At 36.7% G+C, this 21,911-nt stretch carries 20 protein-coding genes and 1 other RNA gene; 20 read left to right on the forward strand and 1 reads right to left on the reverse strand.

The genetic code is table 11. The features are described 5' to 3' along the window. Positions 1–2: 2 nt before the first annotated feature. From B5P42_RS05780 to eno, 7 genes are all read left to right on the forward strand, one after another. Positions 3–248, forward strand: a complete 246-nt coding sequence (locus B5P42_RS05780; protein WP_002089547.1) for a glutaredoxin family protein — start codon at positions 3–5, stop codon at positions 246–248. 135 nt (positions 249–383) lie between these two features. After that, the gene (gene cggR / locus B5P42_RS05785; RefSeq protein ID WP_002089545.1) at positions 384–1,412 is read left to right on the forward strand and encodes a gapA transcriptional regulator CggR; all 1,029 of its coding nucleotides are present in this window, start codon (positions 384–386) and stop codon (positions 1,410–1,412) included. A 26-nt stretch (positions 1,413–1,438) separates the two neighbouring features. Then, positions 1,439–2,443, forward strand: a complete 1,005-nt coding sequence (gap, locus tag B5P42_RS05790; protein WP_002016071.1) for a type I glyceraldehyde-3-phosphate dehydrogenase — start codon at positions 1,439–1,441, stop codon at positions 2,441–2,443. A gap of 139 nt (positions 2,444–2,582) precedes the next feature. Continuing rightward, positions 2,583–3,767 (forward strand): phosphoglycerate kinase, encoded by a 1,185-nt coding sequence (locus B5P42_RS05795; RefSeq protein ID WP_002016070.1) that lies wholly within the window; start codon positions 2,583–2,585, stop codon positions 3,765–3,767. A gap of 32 nt (positions 3,768–3,799) precedes the next feature. After that, complete coding sequence (gene tpiA / locus B5P42_RS05800) at positions 3,800–4,555, forward strand: triose-phosphate isomerase (protein WP_113733807.1); 756 nt, start codon at positions 3,800–3,802, stop codon at positions 4,553–4,555. Beyond that, complete coding sequence (gene gpmI, locus B5P42_RS05805; protein ID WP_002129880.1) at positions 4,552–6,081, forward strand: 2,3-bisphosphoglycerate-independent phosphoglycerate mutase; 1,530 nt, start codon at positions 4,552–4,554, stop codon at positions 6,079–6,081. Before tpiA ends, gpmI begins: the two co-directional genes overlap by 4 nt. A 30-nt stretch (positions 6,082–6,111) precedes the next feature. Beyond that, entirely contained in the window at positions 6,112–7,407 is a 1,296-nt protein-coding gene (gene eno / locus B5P42_RS05810; protein ID WP_002034740.1) for a phosphopyruvate hydratase, read from the forward strand. A gap of 49 nt (positions 7,408–7,456) precedes the next feature. Here eno and B5P42_RS05815 read toward each other — a convergent pair whose 3' ends face one another. Next, a complete protein-coding gene (locus tag B5P42_RS05815) occupies positions 7,457–8,407 on the reverse strand; it encodes a nucleoside hydrolase (RefSeq protein ID WP_113733808.1) in 951 nt (316 codons plus the stop codon). A gap of 285 nt (positions 8,408–8,692) precedes the next feature. On the opposite strand from B5P42_RS05815, the gene B5P42_RS05820 reads away from it, so the two are divergent. The 13 genes from B5P42_RS05820 to B5P42_RS05880 all read left to right on the forward strand — a co-directional run bounded on the left by B5P42_RS05820 (position 8,693) and on the right by B5P42_RS05880 (position 21,900). Next, complete coding sequence (locus tag B5P42_RS05820) at positions 8,693–9,070, forward strand: CidA/LrgA family holin-like protein (RefSeq protein ID WP_002016064.1); 378 nt, start codon at positions 8,693–8,695, stop codon at positions 9,068–9,070. Next, the gene (locus tag B5P42_RS05825) at positions 9,067–9,759 is read left to right on the forward strand and encodes an LrgB family protein (RefSeq protein WP_002129877.1); all 693 of its coding nucleotides are present in this window, start codon (positions 9,067–9,069) and stop codon (positions 9,757–9,759) included. The genes B5P42_RS05820 and B5P42_RS05825 overlap by 4 nt, the downstream gene beginning before the upstream one ends. 94 nt (positions 9,760–9,853) lie before the next feature. After that, positions 9,854–10,087: a preprotein translocase subunit SecG gene (gene secG / locus B5P42_RS05830; RefSeq protein ID WP_002016062.1), complete on the forward strand. Its 234-nt coding sequence runs from the start codon at positions 9,854–9,856 to the stop codon at positions 10,085–10,087. A 161-nt stretch (positions 10,088–10,248) separates the two neighbouring features. Further along, positions 10,249–10,989: an alpha/beta hydrolase gene (locus B5P42_RS05835; RefSeq protein ID WP_162836430.1), complete on the forward strand. Its 741-nt coding sequence runs from the start codon at positions 10,249–10,251 to the stop codon at positions 10,987–10,989. A 222-nt stretch (positions 10,990–11,211) separates the two neighbouring features. After that, positions 11,212–13,644: a ribonuclease R gene (rnr, locus tag B5P42_RS05840; RefSeq protein WP_370445689.1), complete on the forward strand. Its 2,433-nt coding sequence runs from the start codon at positions 11,212–11,214 to the stop codon at positions 13,642–13,644. Positions 13,645–13,736: 92 nt separating this feature from the next. Then, positions 13,737–14,204, forward strand: coding sequence for an SsrA-binding protein (gene smpB / locus B5P42_RS05845; RefSeq protein ID WP_002034685.1), 468 nt, complete (start codon positions 13,737–13,739; stop codon positions 14,202–14,204). A 125-nt stretch (positions 14,205–14,329) separates the two neighbouring features. Then, positions 14,330–14,684, forward strand: a transfer-messenger RNA (tmRNA) gene (gene ssrA / locus B5P42_RS05850). Positions 14,685–15,374: 690 nt separating this feature from the next. Then, positions 15,375–15,866 carry a hypothetical protein gene (locus tag B5P42_RS05855; RefSeq protein WP_113733810.1) on the forward strand — a complete coding sequence of 164 codons (492 nt, stop codon included), beginning with the start codon at positions 15,375–15,377 and terminating at the stop codon, positions 15,864–15,866. A gap of 20 nt (positions 15,867–15,886) precedes the next feature. Next, the gene (locus B5P42_RS05860; RefSeq protein ID WP_113733811.1) at positions 15,887–17,116 is read left to right on the forward strand and encodes a hypothetical protein; all 1,230 of its coding nucleotides are present in this window, start codon (positions 15,887–15,889) and stop codon (positions 17,114–17,116) included. A gap of 207 nt (positions 17,117–17,323) precedes the next feature. Further along, the gene (locus B5P42_RS05865) at positions 17,324–18,076 is read left to right on the forward strand and encodes a hypothetical protein (RefSeq protein WP_113733812.1); all 753 of its coding nucleotides are present in this window, start codon (positions 17,324–17,326) and stop codon (positions 18,074–18,076) included. Positions 18,077–18,493: 417 nt separating this feature from the next. Then, entirely contained in the window at positions 18,494–19,057 is a 564-nt protein-coding gene (locus tag B5P42_RS05870; RefSeq protein WP_181458782.1) for a restriction endonuclease subunit S, read from the forward strand. 19 nt (positions 19,058–19,076) lie between these two features. After that, a complete protein-coding gene (locus tag B5P42_RS05875; RefSeq protein WP_113733814.1) occupies positions 19,077–20,690 on the forward strand; it encodes a type I restriction-modification system subunit M in 1,614 nt (537 codons plus the stop codon). Further along, positions 20,683–21,900, forward strand: a complete 1,218-nt coding sequence (locus tag B5P42_RS05880; RefSeq protein ID WP_113733815.1) for a restriction endonuclease subunit S — start codon at positions 20,683–20,685, stop codon at positions 21,898–21,900. Before B5P42_RS05875 ends, B5P42_RS05880 begins: the two co-directional genes overlap by 8 nt. Positions 21,901–21,911: the final 11 nt, after the last annotated feature.

The following is a 21,911-nucleotide window of genomic DNA, read 5'->3' on the forward strand; positions in this document are numbered from 1 at the left end:
AGATGAAGGTTGTACTATATACAAAAAAAGATTGTGGTCTTTGCGTGAAGGCAAAACAAGTTTTAAAAGAAGTACAATATGAATATTCTTTTCAAATTGAGGAAATAGATATATATGAAGATAATGACCTTTTAGAGAAATACCATCTAATGATTCCTGTTGTAGAAATAGGCGGAAGACAAGTAGAATATGGTAACATTCACAAAGGTGTCATAATAAACTATATAAACAATGCAGTTAAGAGTTGAATAAGTTTCTGTCTCCTGTTACAATAATACACGTAGCAGGGATTATTTTTTTAACTTAAGTGGGACACAAAATGTCACTACGGGACATAAAGTGACCATGAAGGGAAATGAACCGATGTAGTGAGGAGAAAAGATATGCGCTCATGGATTCAGAACACAAAAAAATTATTACCTGATCTGCTACCTGTTATGCAAACGAGAATGCAAGTGCTTCAGTACATTAGGCTTATGCAGCCGATTGGAAGAAGAAACTTATCTGCAAGTCTCGGTATGACAGAACGAGTATTGCGAAGTGAAGTTCAAGTTTTGAAAGAACAAAACTTAGTTCACGTCGCTTCTTCTGGAATGACTTTGACAGAAGAAGGAACAGCTTTAGTTCTTGCTTTGGAAGACTTTATGAAAGAAATTTCCGGGTTAAAGGTTTTAGAAAAACAACTTAAGGAAACATTAGACTTGGATGAAGTTTTCGTTGTCCCTGGTGATAGTGATGAATCACCTTGGGTCAAACTGGAGATGGGCCGTGCTTGTGTGACTTGTATAAAAGACCGTCTGACAGTGAATAATATCGTTGCTGTGGCTGGAGGAACTACGCTAGCTGCTGCTGCGGACATGATGCAACTTGATTGCAAAGATTTACATATGCTATTTGTCCCAGCACGTGGTGGAATTGGAGAAGGTGTTGAGTTAGAAGCCAATACCATTTGCGCCAAAATGGCACAAAATACGATGAGTAATTATCGCTTATTGTATGTTCCAGATCACGTTAGTAGCGAAGCATATGCGTCTATTGTAACCGAGCCCTCCGTGAAAGAAGTTCTTGAGTTGATTCGATCTTCCAATATCGTCATTCATGGAATTGGTGATGCGTTAACAATGGCACGTCGCAGAAATACTTCAGAAGCAGATTGGTTAAAGATTCAGGCAAGCGAAGCAGTTGGCGAAGCTTTCGGTTACTACTTTAATGAACAAGGAAATGTTGTTCATAAAGTAAGAACAGTTGGTATGCAACTTGAAGATTTACAACATGTATCTCACGTTGTCGCAGTCGCTGGAGGTTCTTCAAAAGCAAAAGCAATACAGGCTGTAATAAAGCAAGGGCACACTTCAATTCTAATTACAGATGAAGGTGCAGCAAAACAATTAACAAAGGGTATTACCCTTTAATATAATCCCCCAAGGAGGAAATTTAAATGACTAAAATTGGTATTAATGGATTTGGACGTATCGGACGTAACGTATTCCGCGCAGCTCTTAACAACTCTGAGGTAGAAGTAGTAGCAATCAACGACTTAACAGATGCTAAAACATTAGCTCACCTTTTAAAATATGATACAGTTCACGGAACTTTAAATGCAGAAGTATCTGCTAACGAAAACAGCATCGTTGTTAACGGTAAAGAAATTAAAGTTATCGCTGAGCGTGACCCAGCTCAATTACCATGGAGCGACTACGGAGTAGAAGTAGTAGTAGAATCTACTGGCCGTTTCACTAAAAAATCAGACGCTGAGAAACACTTAGGTGGATCAGTTAAGAAAGTTATCATCTCAGCTCCAGCTTCTGACGAAGATATCACTGTAGTTATGGGTGTTAACCACGAACAATACGATGCAGCTAACCACAACGTAGTATCTAATGCTTCTTGTACTACAAACTGTCTAGCTCCATTCGCTAAAGTATTAAACGAAAAATTCGGCGTAAAACGCGGAATGATGACAACAATTCACTCTTACACTAACGACCAACAAATCTTAGACTTACCACACAAAGATTTACGTCGTGCTCGTGCAGCAGCTGAAAACATGATCCCAACATCTACTGGTGCTGCTAAAGCTGTAGCATTAGTATTACCAGAACTTAAAGGTAAATTAAACGGCGGCGCTGTACGTGTTCCAACTGCTAACGTTTCTCTTGTTGACTTAGTTGTTGAACTTGACAAAGAAGTAACAGTTGAAGATGTAAACGCAGCATTCAAAGCAGCTTCTGAAGGCGAATTAAAAGGTATCCTTGGATACAGCGAAGAGCCATTAGTATCTATCGACTATAACGGATGTACAGCTTCTTCTACAATCGATGCATTATCTACAATGGTAATGGAAGGTAACATGGTTAAAGTACTTTCTTGGTACGATAACGAAACTGGTTACTCTAACCGCGTAGTAGACCTAGCTGCATACATGACTTCTAAAGGTCTTTAATTCTTAAGTATATAAGCAATCAATGACAAAACGAGGGAGAGGGTTTGTTCCCTCTCTCTCTTCTTTCGTTTTAGAAGCAAATGTGTTAAGCTTTTGAATGGGTTTTGTCAATCCTAACTAGTAGTCGGAGGGAAATCCAATGAACAAAAAATCAATTCGTGACGTAGATTTAAAAGGTAAGCGTGTATTTTGCCGCGTTGATTTCAACGTACCTATGAAAGAAGGCAAAATTACAGATGAAACTCGTATCCGTGCAGCTCTTCCTACAATTCAATATTTAATAGAGCAAGGTGCGAAAGTAATTTTAGCAAGTCATTTAGGCCGTCCAAAAGGTCAAGCAGTAGAAGAATTACGTCTTACTCCAGTAGCAGCACGTTTAGGCGAGCTTCTTGGTAAAGATGTTAAAAAAGCGGACGAAGCATTCGGACCAGTTGCACAAGAAATGGTTGCAGCAATGAACGAAGGCGACGTATTAGTTCTTGAAAACGTACGTTTCTATGCGGGCGAAGAAAAGAACGATGCAGAACTTGCGAAAGAATTTGCAGCTCTTGCTGATATCTTCGTAAACGATGCATTCGGTGCAGCTCACCGTGCTCACGCTTCTACAGCAGGAATCGCAGACTACCTACCAGCAGTATCTGGTTTATTAATGGAAAAAGAGTTAGATGTATTAGGTAAAGCACTTTCTAACCCAGAACGTCCATTCACAGCTATCATCGGTGGTGCGAAAGTAAAAGATAAAATCGGTGTAATTCGTCATCTATTAGACAAAGTAGATAACTTAATCATCGGTGGCGGACTTGCTTACACATTCGTTAAAGCATTAGGTCATGAAATTGGTCTATCTCTATGTGAAAACGACAAAATTGAACTAGCTAAAGAATTTATGCAACTTGCAAAAGAAAAAGGCGTAAACTTCTATATGCCAGTTGATGTTGTAATCACAGAGGAATTCTCTGAAACTGCAACAACTCAAATCGTTGGTATCGACTCTATCCCTTCTACATGGGAAGGCGTGGACATCGGTCCTAAAACACGTGAAATTTATGCAGATGTAATTAAAAACTCTAAGCTTGTTGTATGGAATGGACCAATGGGTGTATTCGAAATGACTCCATTCGCAGAAGGTACAAAAGCAGTAGGGCAAGCATTAGCAGATGCAGAAGATACATACTCTGTTATCGGCGGTGGTGACTCTGCAGCAGCTGTTGAAAAATTCGGTATGGCTGATAAAATGAGCCACATTTCTACTGGCGGCGGTGCGTCATTAGAATTCATGGAAGGTAAAGAACTTCCAGGTGTAGTTTGTCTTAACGACAAATAAGTAGCAGCCAAAGAAAAAGGACGGTGCAAAGCATGCGTAAACCAATTATCGCAGGTAACTGGAAAATGAATAAAACTCTATCTGAAGCAGTTAGCTTCGTAGAGGAAGTTAAAGGTCAAATCCCAGCAGCTTCAGCTGTTGATGCAGTAGTTTGTTCGCCAGCTCTATTCTTAGAGCGCTTAGTAGCAAAGGCTGAAGGAACTGACTTACAAGTAGGTGCACAAAACATGCACTTCGAAAAAAATGGTGCATTCACTGGCGAAATTAGCCCAGTAGCACTTAGCGACTTAAAAGTAGGCTACGTAGTACTTGGCCACTCTGAGCGTCGTGAAATGTTTGCTGAAACAGACGGGTCAGTAAATAAAAAGACTCTTGCAGCATTTGAACATGGTTTAACACCAATCGTTTGTTGTGGTGAGACTTTAGAAGAGCGCGAAAGCGGAAAAACATTTGATCTAGTAGCAGGTCAAGTAACAAAAGCACTTGCAGGTTTAACAGAAGAGCAAGTTAAAGTAACTGTTATCGCTTATGAGCCAATCTGGGCTATCGGTACAGGTAAATCTTCTTCTTCTGCAGATGCAAATGAAGTATGTGCGCATATCCGTAAAGTTGTTGCAGAAGCTGTTTCTCCAGAAGCTGCAGAAGCTGTTCGTATTCAATACGGCGGTAGCGTAAAACCAGAAAACATTAAAGAGTATATGGCACAATCTGACATCGACGGCGCTTTAGTTGGCGGTGCTAGCTTAGAGCCTGCTTCGTTCTTAGGTCTTCTGGGGGCGGTAAAATGAGAAAGCCAACAGCTTTAATCATTCTTGATGGTTTCGGACTACGTGAAGAAACTTACGGGAATGCTGTAGCACAAGCTAAGAAACCTAATTTTGATGGTTACTGGAACAAATTCCCTCACACAACGCTTACAGCTTCTGGTGAGGAAGTAGGTCTTCCAGCAGGTCAAATGGGTAACTCAGAGGTTGGTCACTTAAATATCGGTGCTGGCCGCATCGTATATCAAAGCTTAACACGCGTAAACGTTGCAATTCGTGAAGGTGAGTTCGATCAGAACGAAACTTTCCAAAATGCAATTAAAAGCGTGAAAGAAAAAGGTACTGCTCTTCATTTATTCGGTTTACTTTCTGATGGTGGTGTGCACAGTCACATGAACCATATGTTTGCTCTTCTTCGCTTAGCAGCAAAAGAAGGCGTGGAGAAAGTATATATCCATGCATTCTTAGATGGCCGCGATGTTGGACCACAAACAGCAAAAGGTTATATCGATGCAACAAATGAAGTAATTAAAGAAACAGGAGTAGGACAATTCGCGACTATCTCTGGTCGTTATTACTCCATGGACCGTGACAAGCGCTGGGATCGCGTAGAAAAATGTTACCGTGCTATGGTGAATGGTGAAGGCCCTACTTATAAATCAGCAGAAGAGTGTGTAGAAGACTCTTATGCAAATGGTATTCATGATGAATTCGTATTGCCGTCTGTAATTGTTAACGAAGATGACACGCCAGTTGCAACAATCAATAATGATGATGCAGTTATCTTCTATAACTTCCGTCCAGACCGTGCAATTCAAATTGCTCGTGTATTTACAAACGAAGACTTCCGTGAGTTCGATCGTGGTGAAAAAGTACCTCACATTCCTGAGTTCGTTTGTATGACACATTTCAGTGAAACTGTAGATGGTTACGTGGCATTCAAGCCAATGAACCTTGATAACACATTAGGTGAAGTTGTTGCGCAAGCGGGATTAAAGCAACTTCGCATCGCGGAAACTGAAAAGTATCCGCACGTTACATTCTTCTTTAGCGGTGGTCGTGAGGCTGAATTCCCAGGAGAAGAGCGTATTTTAATTAACTCACCGAAGGTTGCAACGTATGACTTGAAACCTGAAATGAGCATTTATGAAGTAACGGACGCTTTAGTAAATGACATCGAAAATGATAAACATGATGTTATCATTCTTAACTTTGCAAACTGTGATATGGTTGGCCATTCTGGGATGATGGAACCAACAATTAAAGCAGTAGAAGCAACTGACGAATGTTTAGGAAAAGTTGTAGAAGCGATTCTTGCAAAAGATGGTGTGGCACTTATTACTGCTGACCATGGTAATGCCGATCAGGAGTTAACTGCTGAAGGTGGACCAATGACAGCTCATACAACTAACCCGGTTCCTTTCATCGTTACAAAAAATGATGTAGAGCTTCGTGAAGGTGGTATTTTAGGAGATATCGCCCCAACAATGCTTACACTTTTAAATGTGGAACAACCGAAAGAAATGACAGGTAAAACAATTATTAAATAATTTGCTTATATAAAAAGGAGAGAATTTATTATGTCAACAATTATTGATGTTTATGCTCGCGAAGTCCTTGACTCTCGTGGTAACCCAACTGTAGAAGTAGAAGTTTACACAGAAAGCGGCGCATTCGGACGCGCTATCGTACCAAGTGGTGCATCTACTGGTGAGCACGAAGCAGTAGAATTACGTGACGGTGACAAATCTCGTTACCTTGGTAAAGGTGTTCTTAACGCAGTAAACAACGTTAACGAAGCAATCGCTCCAGAAATCGTTGGTTTCGACGTAACTGACCAAGCTGGTATCGACCGTGCTATGATCGAATTAGATGGCACTCCAAACAAAGGTAAACTAGGTGCTAACGCTATCCTTGGTGTATCTATGGCAGTAGCTCACGCAGCAGCTGACTTCGTAGGTCTTCCATTATACCGTTACCTTGGTGGATTCAATGCAAAACAATTACCAACTCCAATGATGAACATCATCAACGGTGGTTCTCACGCTGATAACAACGTTGACTTCCAAGAGTTCATGATCTTACCAGTTGGTGCTCCAACATTCAAAGAATCAATCCGTATGGGTGCTGAAGTATTCCATGCACTTAAAGCTGTATTACATGACAAAGGTCTTAACACTGCAGTAGGTGACGAAGGTGGATTCGCTCCAAACCTTGGTTCTAACCGTGAAGCATTAGAAGTAATCATCGAAGCTATCGAAAAAGCGGGTTACAAAGCTGGCGAGAACGTATTCTTAGGAATGGACGTTGCTTCTTCTGAGTTCTACAACAAAGAAACTGGTAAATATGACCTTGCAGGCGAAGGCCGTACTGGCTTAACTTCTGCAGAAATGGTTGATTTCTACGAAGAGCTTTGCAAAGACTTCCCAATCATCTCTATTGAAGATGGTTTAGACGAAAACGACTGGGATGGTCACAAATTATTAACTGAGCGTATCGGTGATAAAGTACAATTAGTTGGTGACGATTTATTCGTAACTAACACTCAAAAACTTGCTGAAGGTATCGAAAAAGGTATCTCTAACTCAATCTTAATTAAAGTTAACCAAATCGGTACTTTAACTGAGACTTTCGAAGCAATCGAAATGGCTAAACGTGCTGGTTACACAGCAGTTGTATCTCACCGTTCTGGTGAAACTGAAGATGCTACAATCGCTGACATCGCAGTTGCAACTAACGCTGGCCAAATCAAAACTGGTTCTATGAGCCGTACTGACCGTATTGCTAAGTACAACCAATTATTACGTATCGAAGACGAGCTAGGCGAAATCGCTGTTTACGCTGGTTTACAATCTTTCTACAATATCAAACGATAATTGTAGAAAATAACGACAGACCGTGAGAAATCACGGTCTGTTTTTTTTGCTAAAATTGTTCGTCTGTCATAAGTGACATGAAGTATTTAAAGAAGAGATTATAATCAAAATCGATAGCAATTTGCTGCGAGGGCCGATTGGTGAATGAGCTTGGTCCTACTAAAGAGCGGAAATCACCGATGCTTGCTCCTTGAGCGTAAGATTCGGTCATGACGGTAATTGGTGATTTGTAGTAGGTAAACATAGAATTATCAAGTAAAGCTAATATCGGTATCGTGTCATGAAAAGGGCAGCCTTTTAATTGTGGTAAAATTTTTTCGTAATATCCATAGTAGTAATGATCGAATAGAGGTTTGACGAGAGAAGCCTTTCCTTTCGCCTCAATATATTCAGCCATATCAGGTGTAACGATGGAATACTGAGTTACATTTAACGGGTATATGTACATGTTGGATGCAGATTGTAATACAATGTTAGCCGCGATTGGATCGCCATAAAAATTCGCTTCTGATACGGGAGTTACATTACCTGGGTGCAGAAAGGAACCACCCATTACATAATAAGATTTAATTTGCTGCATTAAGTTTTTACATAAAATAAATAAAGCAGCTAGGGAAGTGAGTCGCCCTAAACTTACAATGATTAGTTCGTCTTTATACTGCTCGATAAGAGGGATAACTTCAAAAAAATTCTCCATTTCTCCGTTTTGTAACTTTTCATTTGGGATGATTGGCCCTAACCCTTCTTTACCGTGAATATTGGTAAAAAAGGCGGGTGGACCTCCATTGAGAGGACGGTCTGAACCACCAAATATTTTCATGTCTCTATTTCTTGATTTTTGTTTAAGAAAATGAGCATTTTGTACGGCCATTTCTTTTGGAACATTGCCGTAATCAGCGACAATCCCAACAATTTCAATTTCATCGATAAAGAATGCGAGGAGGAGGGCTATCGCATCGTAGATTCCAGGATCACAAAAAATGAGAATTTTTTTAGACATACGTTCACCACCTATCTTTATATATATATCTGTGCTAGAGAGAAGGCAGAATAAAAATGGAGTGAAGAATTTTGTTTTATTAAAATAATAACCATCAAAATTCAGAAAATATAAACTTTATATAATAGGTCAAGGTTTTTGACGTAAATTACATTGGAAACGTAGTCATATCAAGGGTGTAAGCGTATGATATAGTGGGTTTTCGTTGTCGATTTGATAAATTGCAGGTTTTTACAATTTATACTATGATAAGGATATTAACAGAAGATCGTATAAACATGAGGGATGATGAACATGAAACTTACAAAGATTCTTGTCCAAATTGCTGCTCTTTATGTATTTTATATGGTTGGAAATTGGGTGCAAGAAATGTTGAATCTTCCGATTCCAGGAAGTTTGATTGGGATGTTCCTCCTACTTGTTTTGCTTAGCCTAAAAGTACTTCCAGTGAAATGGTTTGATTTAGGAGCAGAAACACTCGTTGCTATTATGCCGTTTTTATTAATTCCGCCAACGCTTGGCTTAATGAATTACGGTGCTTTTTTTATGAGTAAAGGAATTTCCCTTTTCATTACAGTTGTAGCGAGTACGTTTTTAATTATTATTGTCGCAGGACATACAGGACAATATCTTGCGAATAGAAAGGAAAAAGAGACACAATGAGCCAAATATTAATCGGAATCGGTTGGGTTCTTTTTACGGTGCTATTATATCAATTATCTAAAAAAATCTACAAATTATTTCCAACACCATTTACCATTCCAATGCTTGTTGCAACAGGATTAATGGCTTTCTTATTTATAATGCTTGATATACCATATCAAAATTATATGGAAAGTGGTGGTGGCTGGATTGCGAAGCTACTAGGACCAGGTGTTGTAGCATTTGCAATCCCGCTTTATAAACAACGTCATGTTTTGCAAAAATATGTTGTACCAATTGCTGGTGGTGTATTAGTAGGTACAACAGTTGCTATTGCAAGTGATTTTGCTATCGCCACACTTATGGGAACAGATAAAAGCTTAATTTTATCTTCTTTACCAAAATCAGTGACAATGCCAGTTGCGATGAGTGTATCTGAACAAGTTGGTGGTGTCCCGTCCTTAACAGCAGCATTCGTCGTTATCGCAGGGATTACTGGAACGATTTCAGGACCAATTTTATTAAAATGGAGCCGTGTTACAAACTCAGTTGGTAAAGGGATTGGCTTTGGATGTGCGTCTCATATTATGGGTGTTATGAGAGCGATGAAAAATAATGAGCATGAAGGTGTTATTGGATCGGTAACAATGACATTAACAGCAATTTTGACATGTTTGCTTGGACCGTTATTCGCAATGATGTTCATGTAATAGAAGAAAAGCGAGAGCGATTCTATAGCTCTCGCTTTTCTATAGGATTTATGCTACATTTAAAATAACTGAATCTTTGTAGGAGGTACGCCAAGTGCATACGTTATTATCAGTTTTACTTATTATTGTATCGATTTTAATGATTGTTATGGTACTTATGCAGTCTAGTAATAGCTCAGGCCTTTCAGGCGCTATTTCAGGTGGTGCAGAGCAATTGTTTGGTAAGCAAAAAGCACGTGGAATTGAAGCGGTATTAAACCGTGTTACAGTTGTCTTAGCTGTACTATTCTTCGTACTAACAATTGGTGTTACGTACTTAAATTTATAAAATTAAAAGAAGAAGCGTTAGCGGATTATGCTAATGGTTCTTCTTTTTTTGATTTGTTATTCAAAAAAAGTTTCTAATTAGATTATAGAATTATAAATATGGTACACTAAGAATAGAAAGAATACGACTAGATTACAGAAGAGAAAGAGGAGAAGTACATGATGAAATTAGCATCTCCAAAACCATTTACATTTGAAGGTGGAGACCGCGCTGTTTTATTATTACATGGATTCACAGGGAACTCAGCTGACGTACGCATGCTAGGGCGTTTCTTAGAGAAGAAAGGCTATACTTGTCATGCGCCAATTTATAAAGGACACGGTGTACCACCAGAAGAGCTTGTTCATACAGGCCCTGAAGACTGGTGGAAAGATGTAATGAATGCCTACCAGCATTTAAAAGATCAAGGTTACGAGAAAATAGCTGCGGTTGGATTATCATTAGGCGGAGTATTCTCATTAAAACTTGCTTATACATTACCGATTTTAGGTGTTGTACCAATGTGTGCACCGATGTACATTAAAAGTGAAGAAATTATGTACCAAGGTATATTGGCATATGCCCGCGAATATAAAAAGCGTGAGCAAAAATCACCAGAACGAATTGAGCAGGAAATGTTTGAATTTAAACAGACACCAATGAATACATTAAAAGCATTACAGGAGTTGATTCGTGACGTACGCAATAATGTTGATATGATTTATGCTCCAACATTCGTTGTACAAGCACGTCATGATGAGATGATTAATACAGATAGTGCTAACATTATTTATAACGGTGTAGAATCTACGTTAAAAGACATTAAATGGTATGAAGACTCTACGCATGTCATTACACTTGATAAAGAACGTGATGTGCTACATGAGGATGTATATAACTTCTTGGAGCAACTAGATTGGTAAGGTCTAGTTGCCTCTTTTTTTCATAAGGGAATTTTTATCCCGCTATTTGTGGGCTAATAATCAGTGGGGACGGACAAAAAACCACTGGTTAAAGTTACACTTTATGAAAGCTGTAAAAAATCATTGGGAGATGGTTAAAGTTTCACTTTATACATCCCCCATCTTTCGGATACACTAAATAATATAAGGGTTTAAAGGAGGTATTTCTGCTTGGAAGAAATCATGCAAGAACATATTGATAAGTTGTTATTATTTATGAGGGAAGAAGCATATAAACCGTTAACGATACAAGAATTAGAATCGGCATTTGGAATCGAAGGCTCTGAGGGCTTTAAAGATTTCGTAAAGGCACTTGTAATGATGGAAGAGAAGGGGCTTGTTATCCGCACACGTAGTAACCGCTACGGTCTTCCAGAAAAAATGAATTTAGTACGCGGTAAATTAATTGGGCACGCACGTGGTTTTGCGTTCGTCGTTCCAGAAGAGAAGAAAACAGGAGATGATGATCTTTTCATCCCGCCGACAGAATTAAATGGTGCACTTCATGGTGATACAGTATTAGCACGTGTTAGCGCACAATCAAGTGGATCACGCCAAGAAGGCGCGATTGTTCGTATTTTAGAGCGTGGAACGAAGGAACTAGTTGGTACATATACAGAGTCAAAGAACTTTGGATTTGTTATACCTGATAATAAACGCTGGACAAGTGACATTTTTATTTTGAAGAGTGCATCTATGGGCGCTGTAGAAGGCCATAAAGTAGTTGTGAAAATTACGGGCTACCCAGAGAACCGTTTAAGTGCAGAAGGTGAAGTTATTCAAATTCTAGGTCATAAAAATGACCCAGGAGTAGATATTTTATCTGTCATTCATAAACATCATTTACCTTTAGCATTCCCTGAAGAAGTGATGGAGCATGCAAACAGTGTACCAGAAACGATTTCAGAAGAAGATATAAAAGATCGTCGTGATTTACGTGATCAAATGATTGTTACAATTGATGGTGCGGATGCGAAAGACTTAGATGACGCTGTTACAGTAACGAAGCTTGAGAACGGTAACTATAAGCTTGGCGTTCATATTGCGGATGTAAGTCATTACGTTCAAGAAGGTTCTCCAATTGATGTTGAAGCAGCAGAGAGAGCAACGAGTGTATATCTTGTAGACCGTGTAATTCCGATGATTCCGCATCGTTTATCAAACGGTATTTGTTCATTAAATCCGAAAGTAGACCGTCTGACACTATCTTGTGAAATGGAAATCAACAATCTAGGTGATGTTGTAAAACACGAGATTTTCCAAAGTGTAATTAAAACGACAGAGCGTATGACGTATGCTGACGTAAGAAGCATTTTAGAAGATGAAGACGAAGCACTAATTGAACGTTACGAGCCGCTAGTACCAATGTTTAAAGAAATGGGGCAGTTAGCACAAATTTTACGTGAAAAACGTATGCGCCGTGGTGCGATTGACTTTGACTTTAAAGAAGCGAAAGTACTAGTAGATGAAGAAGGAAAACCGACTGATGTTGTAATGCGTGATCGTTCTGTATCAGAGAAGTTAATTGAAGAGTTTATGCTTGTTGCGAACGAAACAGTAGCGGAGCATTTCCACTGGATGAACGTACCGTTTATGTACCGTGTCCATGAAGATCCGAAAGAAGATAAGCTTGAGCGTTTCTTCGAGTTTGTAACAAACTTCGGATATGCAGTAAAGGGACGTGCGAATGAAATACACCCTCGTGCATTGCAGCAAATTCTTGAAATGGTTCAAGGTCAGCCGGAAGAAATAGTCATTTCAACAGTTATGCTTCGTTCTATGAAGCAAGCACGTTACGATTCGAACAGCTTAGGACATTTTGGTTTATCAACTGAGTTCTACACGCATTTCACATCGCCAATTCGTCGTTACCCAGATACGATTGTTCATAGATTGATTCGTGAATACATCATTAATGGTAAAGTAGACAACGAAACGCAAGCGAAATGGCGTGAAAACTTACCTGAGATTGCAGAGCACTCTTCTAATATGGAACGCCGTGCTGTTGAAGCAGAGCGTGAAACAGACGAAATGAAAAAAGCAGAGTATATGGTCGATAAGATCGGTGAAGAGTATGACGGTATGATTAGCTCTGTAACAAACTTCGGTTTATTCGTAGAGCTTCCAAATACAATTGAAGGTCTTGTACACGTTAGCTATTTAACAGATGATTACTACCGTTATGACGAAAAACATTTTGCGATGATCGGAGAACGTACAGGTAACGTATTCCGCATCGGTGACGAAATTACAATTCGTGTTATTAACGTAAATAAAGACGAGCGTGCAATCGACTTTGAAATCGTTGGCATGAAAGGCACACCTCGTCGTAAGTTCAAAGATCGTCCAGTTGTGATTGAACAGCCAAGAACAGGCAGAAAGAAACGCGGTGGACGTAGCGAACGTAGTAATGAGCGCGGTGGTGAACGCGGCACAGGAAGAAAGTTTGATCGTAGTGGACAAGGAAAAGGAAAAGCATCAGCATCTGCATCCACATCCGCTAGTCAGCCAGGGAAAAAAGATGGTAATAGTAATAGTAATAGTAATGGTAAGAAGAAAAAAGGATTCTTTGAAAATGTACCAGGATTCAAGAAGAAAAAGAAAAAGCGCAAGTAAGAAAAGAGTGGCTTCGCCTTACATTCTGAGCGAGCCACTTTCGCTTTTTGTTTACATTTGTTACAATGGTAAAAATAGAGGAGGGACGTTATATGCCAAAAGGTACAGGTAAGGTTATTGCGCAAAATAAAAAGGCATTTCATGATTATTTCATCGAAGAAACATACGAAGTAGGGCTTGTCCTTCAAGGAACGGAAATTAAGTCGATTCGCGCTGGACGCGTGAACTTGAAAGATGCGTTTGCACGTATACATAACGGTGAAGTATGGGTTCATAATATGCATATTAATACATATGAACAAGGGAATCGTTTCAATCACGATCCGCTACGTACAAGGAAGTTACTTCTTCATAAAAAAGAAATTGATAAGCTAGCAGGTTACGCAAAAGAAACAGGATATGCATTAGTACCAGTTAGAATCTATTTGAAAAATGGATTTGCGAAAATGGCACTTGGTTTAGCAAAAGGTAAGAAGCAATATGATAAGCGTCACGATTTAAAAGAGAAAGAAGCTAAACGTGAAATTGCACGCGTGTTCCGTGATCGTCAAAAGATGTAATACAGATATTTACATTTGTAAAACGGCGCGCGTATGATATAATAACTTATGTAAGATTGTTGCACATTGAAAAACAGCTCTTAGTAGCTATCACGATATTTCTTCGTATGCTCCATTTTTATCATGGGGACGTTACGGATTCGACAGGGATAGTTCGAGCTTAGGTTGCGAGTCGAGGGGATCGGCCTCGTTAAAACGTCAAAGCCTATAATTGGCAAACAAAACAATCTTTCTTTAGCTGCTTAATTGCACTAAAGGTTCCTCCCTCCATCGTCCATGTGGTAGGGTAAGGGACTCAAACTAAGTGGACTACGCCGGAGTTCGCCGTCTGAGGGCGAAGGAAGAGAACAATCAGACTAGCAACTTGGAAGCCTGTCGATAGGCCGAAGAGTTCGCGAAATGCTAATATATCGACTACACTCGTAGAAGCTTAAGTGCCGATATTTTTGGACGTGGGTTCGACTCCCACCGTCTCCACCAATACATATTTGGTGGTTTTTTTATTTTGTATGTGATATGAACCATAAGTTTGCCGGAACGGCAAGCTTATGGTTCTTTTTGTTTGCGGCAAACTTATGCTTCCAAAATAAACCTTCTGCAAGTTTAGGGGTATTTTGAATGAAGATTTTACTATATTAGAGCTTCAAGCCTATATCTTTATTAGTTCTCTTTTGGTAATATAATCCATTCTCTTAACACCCTTAAGTAAATGGAAATAATCATAATAAAAATGTATTTATGTTTATGTTTTAAAGCGGTTAATGTAAAATGAAGTTAATATATGGATTAATAAGGAATTATATGAGATGTGGATGAATTCGGAAGGAATAAAAAAGATAAGAAGACAAAATTTTGTTTTTTAAGCTGGTAGCAATCATTTATTTAGGTACGAGGCTTGATATTAAGTAGATAAAGAGGTTCTTTATAATGAGTAACAAATATTTTTAAAAATTTAAATCTCGATTGTAGAAGTAATGATGAATTGTATGATCAATCAGACTAGAATGGCAGATGCAACTAGAGGAGGAGGTAAGAAAAGAGTAATTAAAAGGAATGTGAAAATATAATTCAATTACCATGATACCGTAATAGATGCCGAGGTCAAATGAAAAATTTTATCATTCCAAGAACAATGTATAGGGAGCATTGGTATATAAGGGCGGTGTTTTAATGACTAAAGGTGATAAATTGATTTCGACTATAGGATACGTATTAATAGTGATGGCTATCGTTAATATGATATATCCTGATTCGAATATTATGGGTTCGAATTTTAAAAATGGTGTTTCAGTATTCACTTTTTTTTATGCTTTATCAGCTGGATTGACTACAATTTCAGAAAACAAGTTTAGAAGATCTTGGAATTCTTGGTTAAGTAACATACTGTTGATATTAGCGATAGGATTAGGCTTAACAGTAGGATGGTTAACAAATATAGACATTTTTAAAAATAACATTATTACACCTATAGTTGATAATTTTATCTCTAATGGGACACTTATGATACTAAATCTAGGACTTTTATTCGTAAACATTAGACTTAATGAAAAGAAAGAAGAACAAAAAGAAAAAATATATGAAAAAAGATTAAAAGATGAAGTTAGATTAGCTAAAAAAGAAGTGTTACAAGAGGTGCTAAAAAGTGTGAAAAAAGATAATTAAATAAGGGAGATTGTTTTAAGATGGATGCTTATAATAAGGTTGTTGTTGAAAGTGATTATAGAGTTAATTTAGAAATGAAAAGAGATGGGGAAAAACTTTTATCATCTTGGCAAATTTCAGCCTTTATTGAAAACTTATCAAGAAGTTATTATAAGAATGAGTTGTTAAATACTATTGAAAGTTACATTAATAAAGGAACCGATTTAGAAAATATATTCATAATAGATGAATCTTTTAAGTTAAATAACATCTATAAAAATCTTGGCATTTTAAATCTTAGAAATGAGAGAGATGCAAAAACCTTATATCATTTGGGAAAACCCATAGGAATGTTTCCGAATGAAAAATTAATAAAAATAAATTGTATGTTTGAGATATTCAGGAAAGTGAATGAGACCTTAAGTGAGTATAAAGTAAAGGGTTTGAATAAAGAGAGTTTAAGTGGTTTGATAACTTTTTCTATAAGCCCGAACACTACAATGATAGCAATAAAAGAAAAAATTATTAGTTTGGCAAATGAAAACCTCAATCAATCAAGTCAAGAAGAAGTAAGAAATAAAGAACAGCACAAAAAAATAGATCAAAAAAAATTAGCTAATTATTTAGAGTCCAGTACTGCTCAGGTAATGTCATCTTATCAAAAAATGGAATCTGATTTCATAAGTCTCGCTATTACAAAAGAAAGTATCCTTGCAAATGATATTAAAAATATTAAAGATATTAATGAAACGCCATCTAACATAGCAGGATATTTTAATACTTTTAAATCAACTTTTGATAATCTGATTAGACCTATAATTGGTATTTATAATCCAAATGACAATAGTGTCGAAATTATTTGTAGAGACTTTATAGATAAAACTTTATATGTTGAAGAGAATAAACGATTTTTAGATATTAAAAGTATTTCAAGGAATAGTCCATTAGCTGTTTGTGTTGTTTTGGGTGTAGGAGGCTTAACATTTTTAAGTAGGCATATTACTGTTGCGCTGGATGAACGTTTATTACGGAAACAACAAGCTGAATCCGCTGTAAATATTAGTGAAGAACACGAAATAGCGGATCTAATGAGTGAAATTAAACAAGCTATTGAAGAAAGGGAAAATAACAAAGAGATAAATATTACAGATGCTACCCAAGATATACTTGATAATTTAAGAAGAGGTAATGAAGAGCGGTTTATAGAAAATGCTAAAGATTATGGCTTTCTAAATGAACATGCCATATTAAAAGTGAGAAAAGAAGCATAAGCCCGTTCTAAATTTAGGACGAAATTAAAAATATAGTTGTTTAATTTTTAATGTAAGATACTTCACTACACTAGAAAAATAACTAAAGCATGGGCTTGTAGCACCATTAGATAAAGCAATTGACAAAACTGTAATAGTTATTTTGAGGTTTTTGCACCAGAAACATCAAAGAAAATGAAAATAACATACAAAAAAAGAGGTGTTTTTATGGTATCGGTTACTCAGAGGATTTCTAAAGTTAAACAGCCAAGAGGTGGGTATATTAAACCTAAAGATTTCAATGTTATCGAATTAAATGATGGTATTGATTTGTATGGAGAAGAAAATATACATAGTACTTTGATTGGGCTAGCCGTTGATTATCTTACTCGGTTTACTATGGGAACCTCTTTAGAACAAGCTTTTAAAATTTCTCTTAGAGGTGCATCGAGGGTTAATGAGAGCGATTATGCAGAAGAATTATTAAACGGAATTAGCGGTCTTGATGATAATTCGATAGAAAATACGTGCAAATTGGTAGGGTTTGATGCTGCTTTTAGAGCTGGTATTGCAAGTTATAAGCCAGTACATACTATTCAGCCAGATTTCTCTACTATTTCTAATATTAGAACTATGGTAGAGCGTAGTAGGACTTTTATCGATAATTACGGACCGATTGTAAAAGATGGTTTCACTTTTGAAGGTGGATATACTCAGCTTATATCTAGTGGAGATGGTGATTTTTTAACTGAAACGACTTTATGGGATTTTAAAGTTTCAAAGAAAGATCCGACTAATAAAAACACTTTACAGCTGCTTATATATTATTTAATGAGTGTTCATTCTATTCATTCCGAATTCAAACAAATTGAGAATTTAGGGATATTTAATCCTCGTTTAAATAAAGTCTATTTATTACCGATAAGCACAATACCTAATGAGATTATCAATGAAGTTAATACTACTGTTATAGGATATTGATGAATTTTTCTTGAGAAATTGTAGGTTTGAAATGAAGTTGCGATGTTTTGAAAATAGTGTAATCATTTATAATAAAATTCAATCAAAATGATGGCAAAATTTTTTAAAAATCCTTTCGTACCAATGTTTGAGTAAAAGTTTTAATCAATATTTTTTATAAAAATCAAATTAGTAATTAGAATAGATGCAACCATGTTAATCAACCTTTGTTTAACATGGTTGTTTTTCATTTGCGAAAAATAAGGCTTTATCCAATATTTAATAGCATTAATATTGGATGAAATTATGAGTGTAAATCTTTTTTGATTCATTATATTCTAGTAATTTTAAAGAATTACTTGTTGTTTGTATGATTCGCATGGTAATATTAAACTTATCATTAAGTAATTCATAAGAATTACAAAAAGGAGGGGCGGCGTGAAAATAGATGAGGTTGCAATAATTAAGGTAGGTCAAAATATTTCAAGAATCCCTGATGACGAGCTAAATAACAATATTTTTTATACATTTGATGATTTGAATTTTGATTTAACACATATAGATGACGAATATGTGAAAAAGAATAAGAATTCGCAAAGTGATTATCTCACGCATAGAGGTGATATTGTAATTAGCTTTGTAGGTACAAAGGCAACTGTTATAACAGAAAGTAATCAAGGGAAGTTAATTAATCAAAATTTCGCCAAAATCATTATTGATGACTCATTGATGGATCCATATTATTTCTGTTATATCCTAAATGAAGCCAATCAAATTCGTAAACAAAAACTGATGCTTATGCAAGGTTCTACTTTACCTAAGATGACACCAGCTATTTTAAAAGATTTACATGTTAATTTGCCTAACCTTCAAAAGCAATCACTTATTGGTAGAGCTTATTTTAACTTATGTAAACGACAATATTTATTAAAACAACAATCTGAATTAGAAGAACAATTTTTTTTGAAATTGATTCAAAAATCAGATGTGGAAAATAACTAATTTATTAGGAGTGGAATAAATGGAAGAAAAAAACTCGAAAACACTATATCAAGCATTATGGAATTCAGCTGATATTTTACGCTCTAAAATGGACGCAAATGAATATAAAAGTTACCTATTAGGATTAGTTTTCTATAAATACTTATCAGATAAGATGCTTATTCATGTTGCATCATTACTCGAAGAACCAACAACAGACCTAGAAGCCGCACAAAAAGTCTACGCAGAAGCGTACCAAGATGAAGATGTGAAAGATGATTTACTTGGTGAATTACAATATGACTTTTCTTATACACTTGAACCGAACTTAACCTTTACAGCACTTGTTCAAGCTATACATAAAGGCTTATTCCAATTAGAAGATTTGGCACAAGGCTTCCGCAATATTGAGCAATCAAGTGAAACATTTGAAAATCTATTCGAAGATGTCGATCTATACTCGAAAAAACTAGGTTCAACACCTCAAAAACAAAATCAAACGATTGCGGAAGTGATGAAAGAATTATCCGTATTGAATGTTGCAGGACATGAAGGTGACATGCTAGGTGATGCGTATGAATACTTAATCGGTCAATTTGCATCAGATTCAGGTAAGAAAGCGGGCGAATTCTATACGCCACAAGCCATTTCAACGCTTATGACAAGAATCGTTTTACATGACAAAGAAAACCAAAAAGGTTTCTCGGTGTATGATCCAACAATGGGCTCGGGTTCACTTCTATTAAACGTGAAGAAATACTCGAATGAAGCCGGAACGATTTCATACTTCGGACAAGAGCTAAATACGTCTACATATAACTTGGCTCGTATGAACATGATTTTGCATGGTGTCGATACTGCCAACCAACATTTGAACAATGCAGATACATTAGATCAAGACTGGCCTACTGATGAACCAACGAACTTTGATGGTGTATTAATGAACCCACCGTATTCGGCTAAATGGACTGCGGAAAAAGGTTTCTTAGATGACCCACGCTTTTCAATGTATGGTGTATTAGCACCAAAATCGAAAGCAGACTTTGCTTTCTTACTGCATGGTTTCTATCACTTAAAAGATAGCGGTGTGATGGCGATTGTATTGCCGCATGGCGTTTTATTTAGAGGGAATACAGAAGGCAAGATTCGTAAAATCTTATTAGATAATGGCGCAATTGATACGGTGATCGGGCTACCATCGAACATTTTCTTTAATACATCTATCCCAACGACGGTTATTATCTTAAAGAAAAATCGTTCAACAAAAGATGTACTATTTATTGACGCATCAAACGAGTTTGAAAAAGGTAAAAATCAAAATGTCTTAACAGATGACCATATCGACAAAATGCTTGAAACGTATATTCAACGTGAAAATATTGAAAAATACGCACATGTCGCTTCTTTTGATGAAATCATTGAAAATGATTACAACTTAAATATCCCTCGCTATGTGGACACATTTGAGGAAGAAGATGAAATTTCACTTGTTGAGCTATCAGGTGCAATGCAACAAACACAGCAAGAACTCCAACAAGCTGAACAAAATCTATTTGCGATGTTGAATGAATTGGAGGGTACGAATGAAGATGCTAGCAAAGAGCTTCACCACTTTATTCAAGCATTTGGATTAGGTGGTGGAAAGAATGAGTAAGAATGTTCCTGAAGTGAGGTTTGAAGGATTTAGTGAGGAGTGGCGTCCAATAAATCTATCGGAACTAATGGATTTTTCTAATGGCATTAATGCTCCTAAAGAAAGTTATGGAAAAGGTAGAAAAATGATTAGTGTTATGGATATTTTAGATGAATCTTATTTGAAATATGAAAATATTAGAAGTTCTGTTGAAGTTAGCACTTCTATTGAAGAAAAAAATAAAGTTGAATATGGGGATTTAATTTTTGTACGTTCTTCGGAGGTGTCTGAAGAAGTTGGGTGGTCCAAGGCTTACTTAGAAAAAGAATATGCTTTATATAGCGGATTCTCAATACGAGGGAAGAAAAAGGGGAGTTTTAGTTCTAAATTTGTTGAATTATCTTTAAATTATACAAATCGTAAACAAATCGAGAGAAAAGCGGGAGGAAGTACTCGCTTCAACATAAGCCAAACAATTTTAAACACTATTGAAATATTAAAAGCTTCTTATGAAGAACAACAAAAAATCGGTACATTCTTCAAACAATTGGACGATACGATCGCTTTGCAACAACAACTGGTCGAACAGCAGCAACAATACAAAAAAGCGATGCTGCAAAAAATGTTCCCACAAAAAGGCGAACGTGTGCCGAAAGTTCGTTTTGATGGGTTTAGTGGGGATTGGGAAGAAAGAAAATTAGGTGATTTGGTAACTATAAAATCAGGATGGTCTCCATCTAATTTTGTGGAATGTAGTACAGCTGAAGGAAACGTATTTTTAAAAGTGGATGACTTAAATGCATCTATAAGAACACAAAAGTCTTCAAAAATCCATGTTCTTAATAATATTAAATTCCCGTTAATACCCAAAAGGAGCGTAGTATTCCCGAAAAGGGGGGCTGCCATTATGACTAATAAAGTTCGAAGTCTTAAAGTAGATTCATATATGGATACAAATATGATGGGCTTAATACCTCAAAATATTATTGATGATTTCTTATACACTTTTATTGAAAAAACAGGCCTATATAAGATTGCTGATACATCTACTATTCCTCAAATCAATAACAAACACATAGAACCATATGCTCTTTTGTTACCTATAAAAGAGGAACAACAAAAGATCGGCACATTCTTCAAGCAACTGGACGATACGATCGCCCTTCATCAGAAAAAGCTCGAAGATTACCAACAACTGAAAAAAGCGTTATTACAGTGCATGTTCGTTTAATATTTTAAAAA

The organism is Bacillus sp. SRB_331 (assembly GCF_003264175.1).
GTDB classification, from domain to species: Bacteria; Bacillota; Bacilli; order Bacillales; family Bacillaceae_G; genus Bacillus_A; species Bacillus_A mycoides.

Bases quoted from the DNA above. Each gene is read 5' to 3' on its own strand.
- B5P42_RS05780 (WP_002089547.1), top strand. From the start codon at position 3: ATGAAGGTTGTACTATATACAAAAAAAGATTGTGGTCTTTGCGTGAAG.
- cggR (WP_002089545.1), top strand. From the start codon at position 384: ATGCGCTCATGGATTCAGAACACAAAAAAATTATTACCTGATCTGCTA.
- gap (WP_002016071.1), top strand. From the start codon at position 1,439: ATGACTAAAATTGGTATTAATGGATTTGGACGTATCGGACGTAACGTA.
- B5P42_RS05795 (WP_002016070.1), top strand. From the start codon at position 2,583: ATGAACAAAAAATCAATTCGTGACGTAGATTTAAAAGGTAAGCGTGTA.
- tpiA (WP_113733807.1), top strand. From the start codon at position 3,800: ATGCGTAAACCAATTATCGCAGGTAACTGGAAAATGAATAAAACTCTA.
- gpmI (WP_002129880.1), top strand. From the start codon at position 4,552: ATGAGAAAGCCAACAGCTTTAATCATTCTTGATGGTTTCGGACTACGT.
- eno (WP_002034740.1), top strand. From the start codon at position 6,112: ATGTCAACAATTATTGATGTTTATGCTCGCGAAGTCCTTGACTCTCGT.
- B5P42_RS05815 (WP_113733808.1), bottom strand. From the start codon at position 8,407: ATGTCTAAAAAAATTCTCATTTTTTGTGATCCTGGAATCTACGATGCG.
- B5P42_RS05820 (WP_002016064.1), top strand. From the start codon at position 8,693: ATGATGAACATGAAACTTACAAAGATTCTTGTCCAAATTGCTGCTCTT.
- B5P42_RS05825 (WP_002129877.1), top strand. From the start codon at position 9,067: ATGAGCCAAATATTAATCGGAATCGGTTGGGTTCTTTTTACGGTGCTA.
- B5P42_RS05835 (WP_162836430.1), top strand. From the start codon at position 10,249: ATGAAATTAGCATCTCCAAAACCATTTACATTTGAAGGTGGAGACCGC.
- rnr (WP_370445689.1), top strand. From the start codon at position 11,212: ATGCAAGAACATATTGATAAGTTGTTATTATTTATGAGGGAAGAAGCA.
- smpB (WP_002034685.1), top strand. From the start codon at position 13,737: ATGCCAAAAGGTACAGGTAAGGTTATTGCGCAAAATAAAAAGGCATTT.
- B5P42_RS05855 (WP_113733810.1), top strand. From the start codon at position 15,375: ATGACTAAAGGTGATAAATTGATTTCGACTATAGGATACGTATTAATA.
- B5P42_RS05860 (WP_113733811.1), top strand. From the start codon at position 15,887: ATGGATGCTTATAATAAGGTTGTTGTTGAAAGTGATTATAGAGTTAAT.
- B5P42_RS05865 (WP_113733812.1), top strand. From the start codon at position 17,324: ATGGTATCGGTTACTCAGAGGATTTCTAAAGTTAAACAGCCAAGAGGT.
- B5P42_RS05875 (WP_113733814.1), top strand. From the start codon at position 19,077: ATGGAAGAAAAAAACTCGAAAACACTATATCAAGCATTATGGAATTCA.
- B5P42_RS05880 (WP_113733815.1), top strand. From the start codon at position 20,683: ATGAGTAAGAATGTTCCTGAAGTGAGGTTTGAAGGATTTAGTGAGGAG.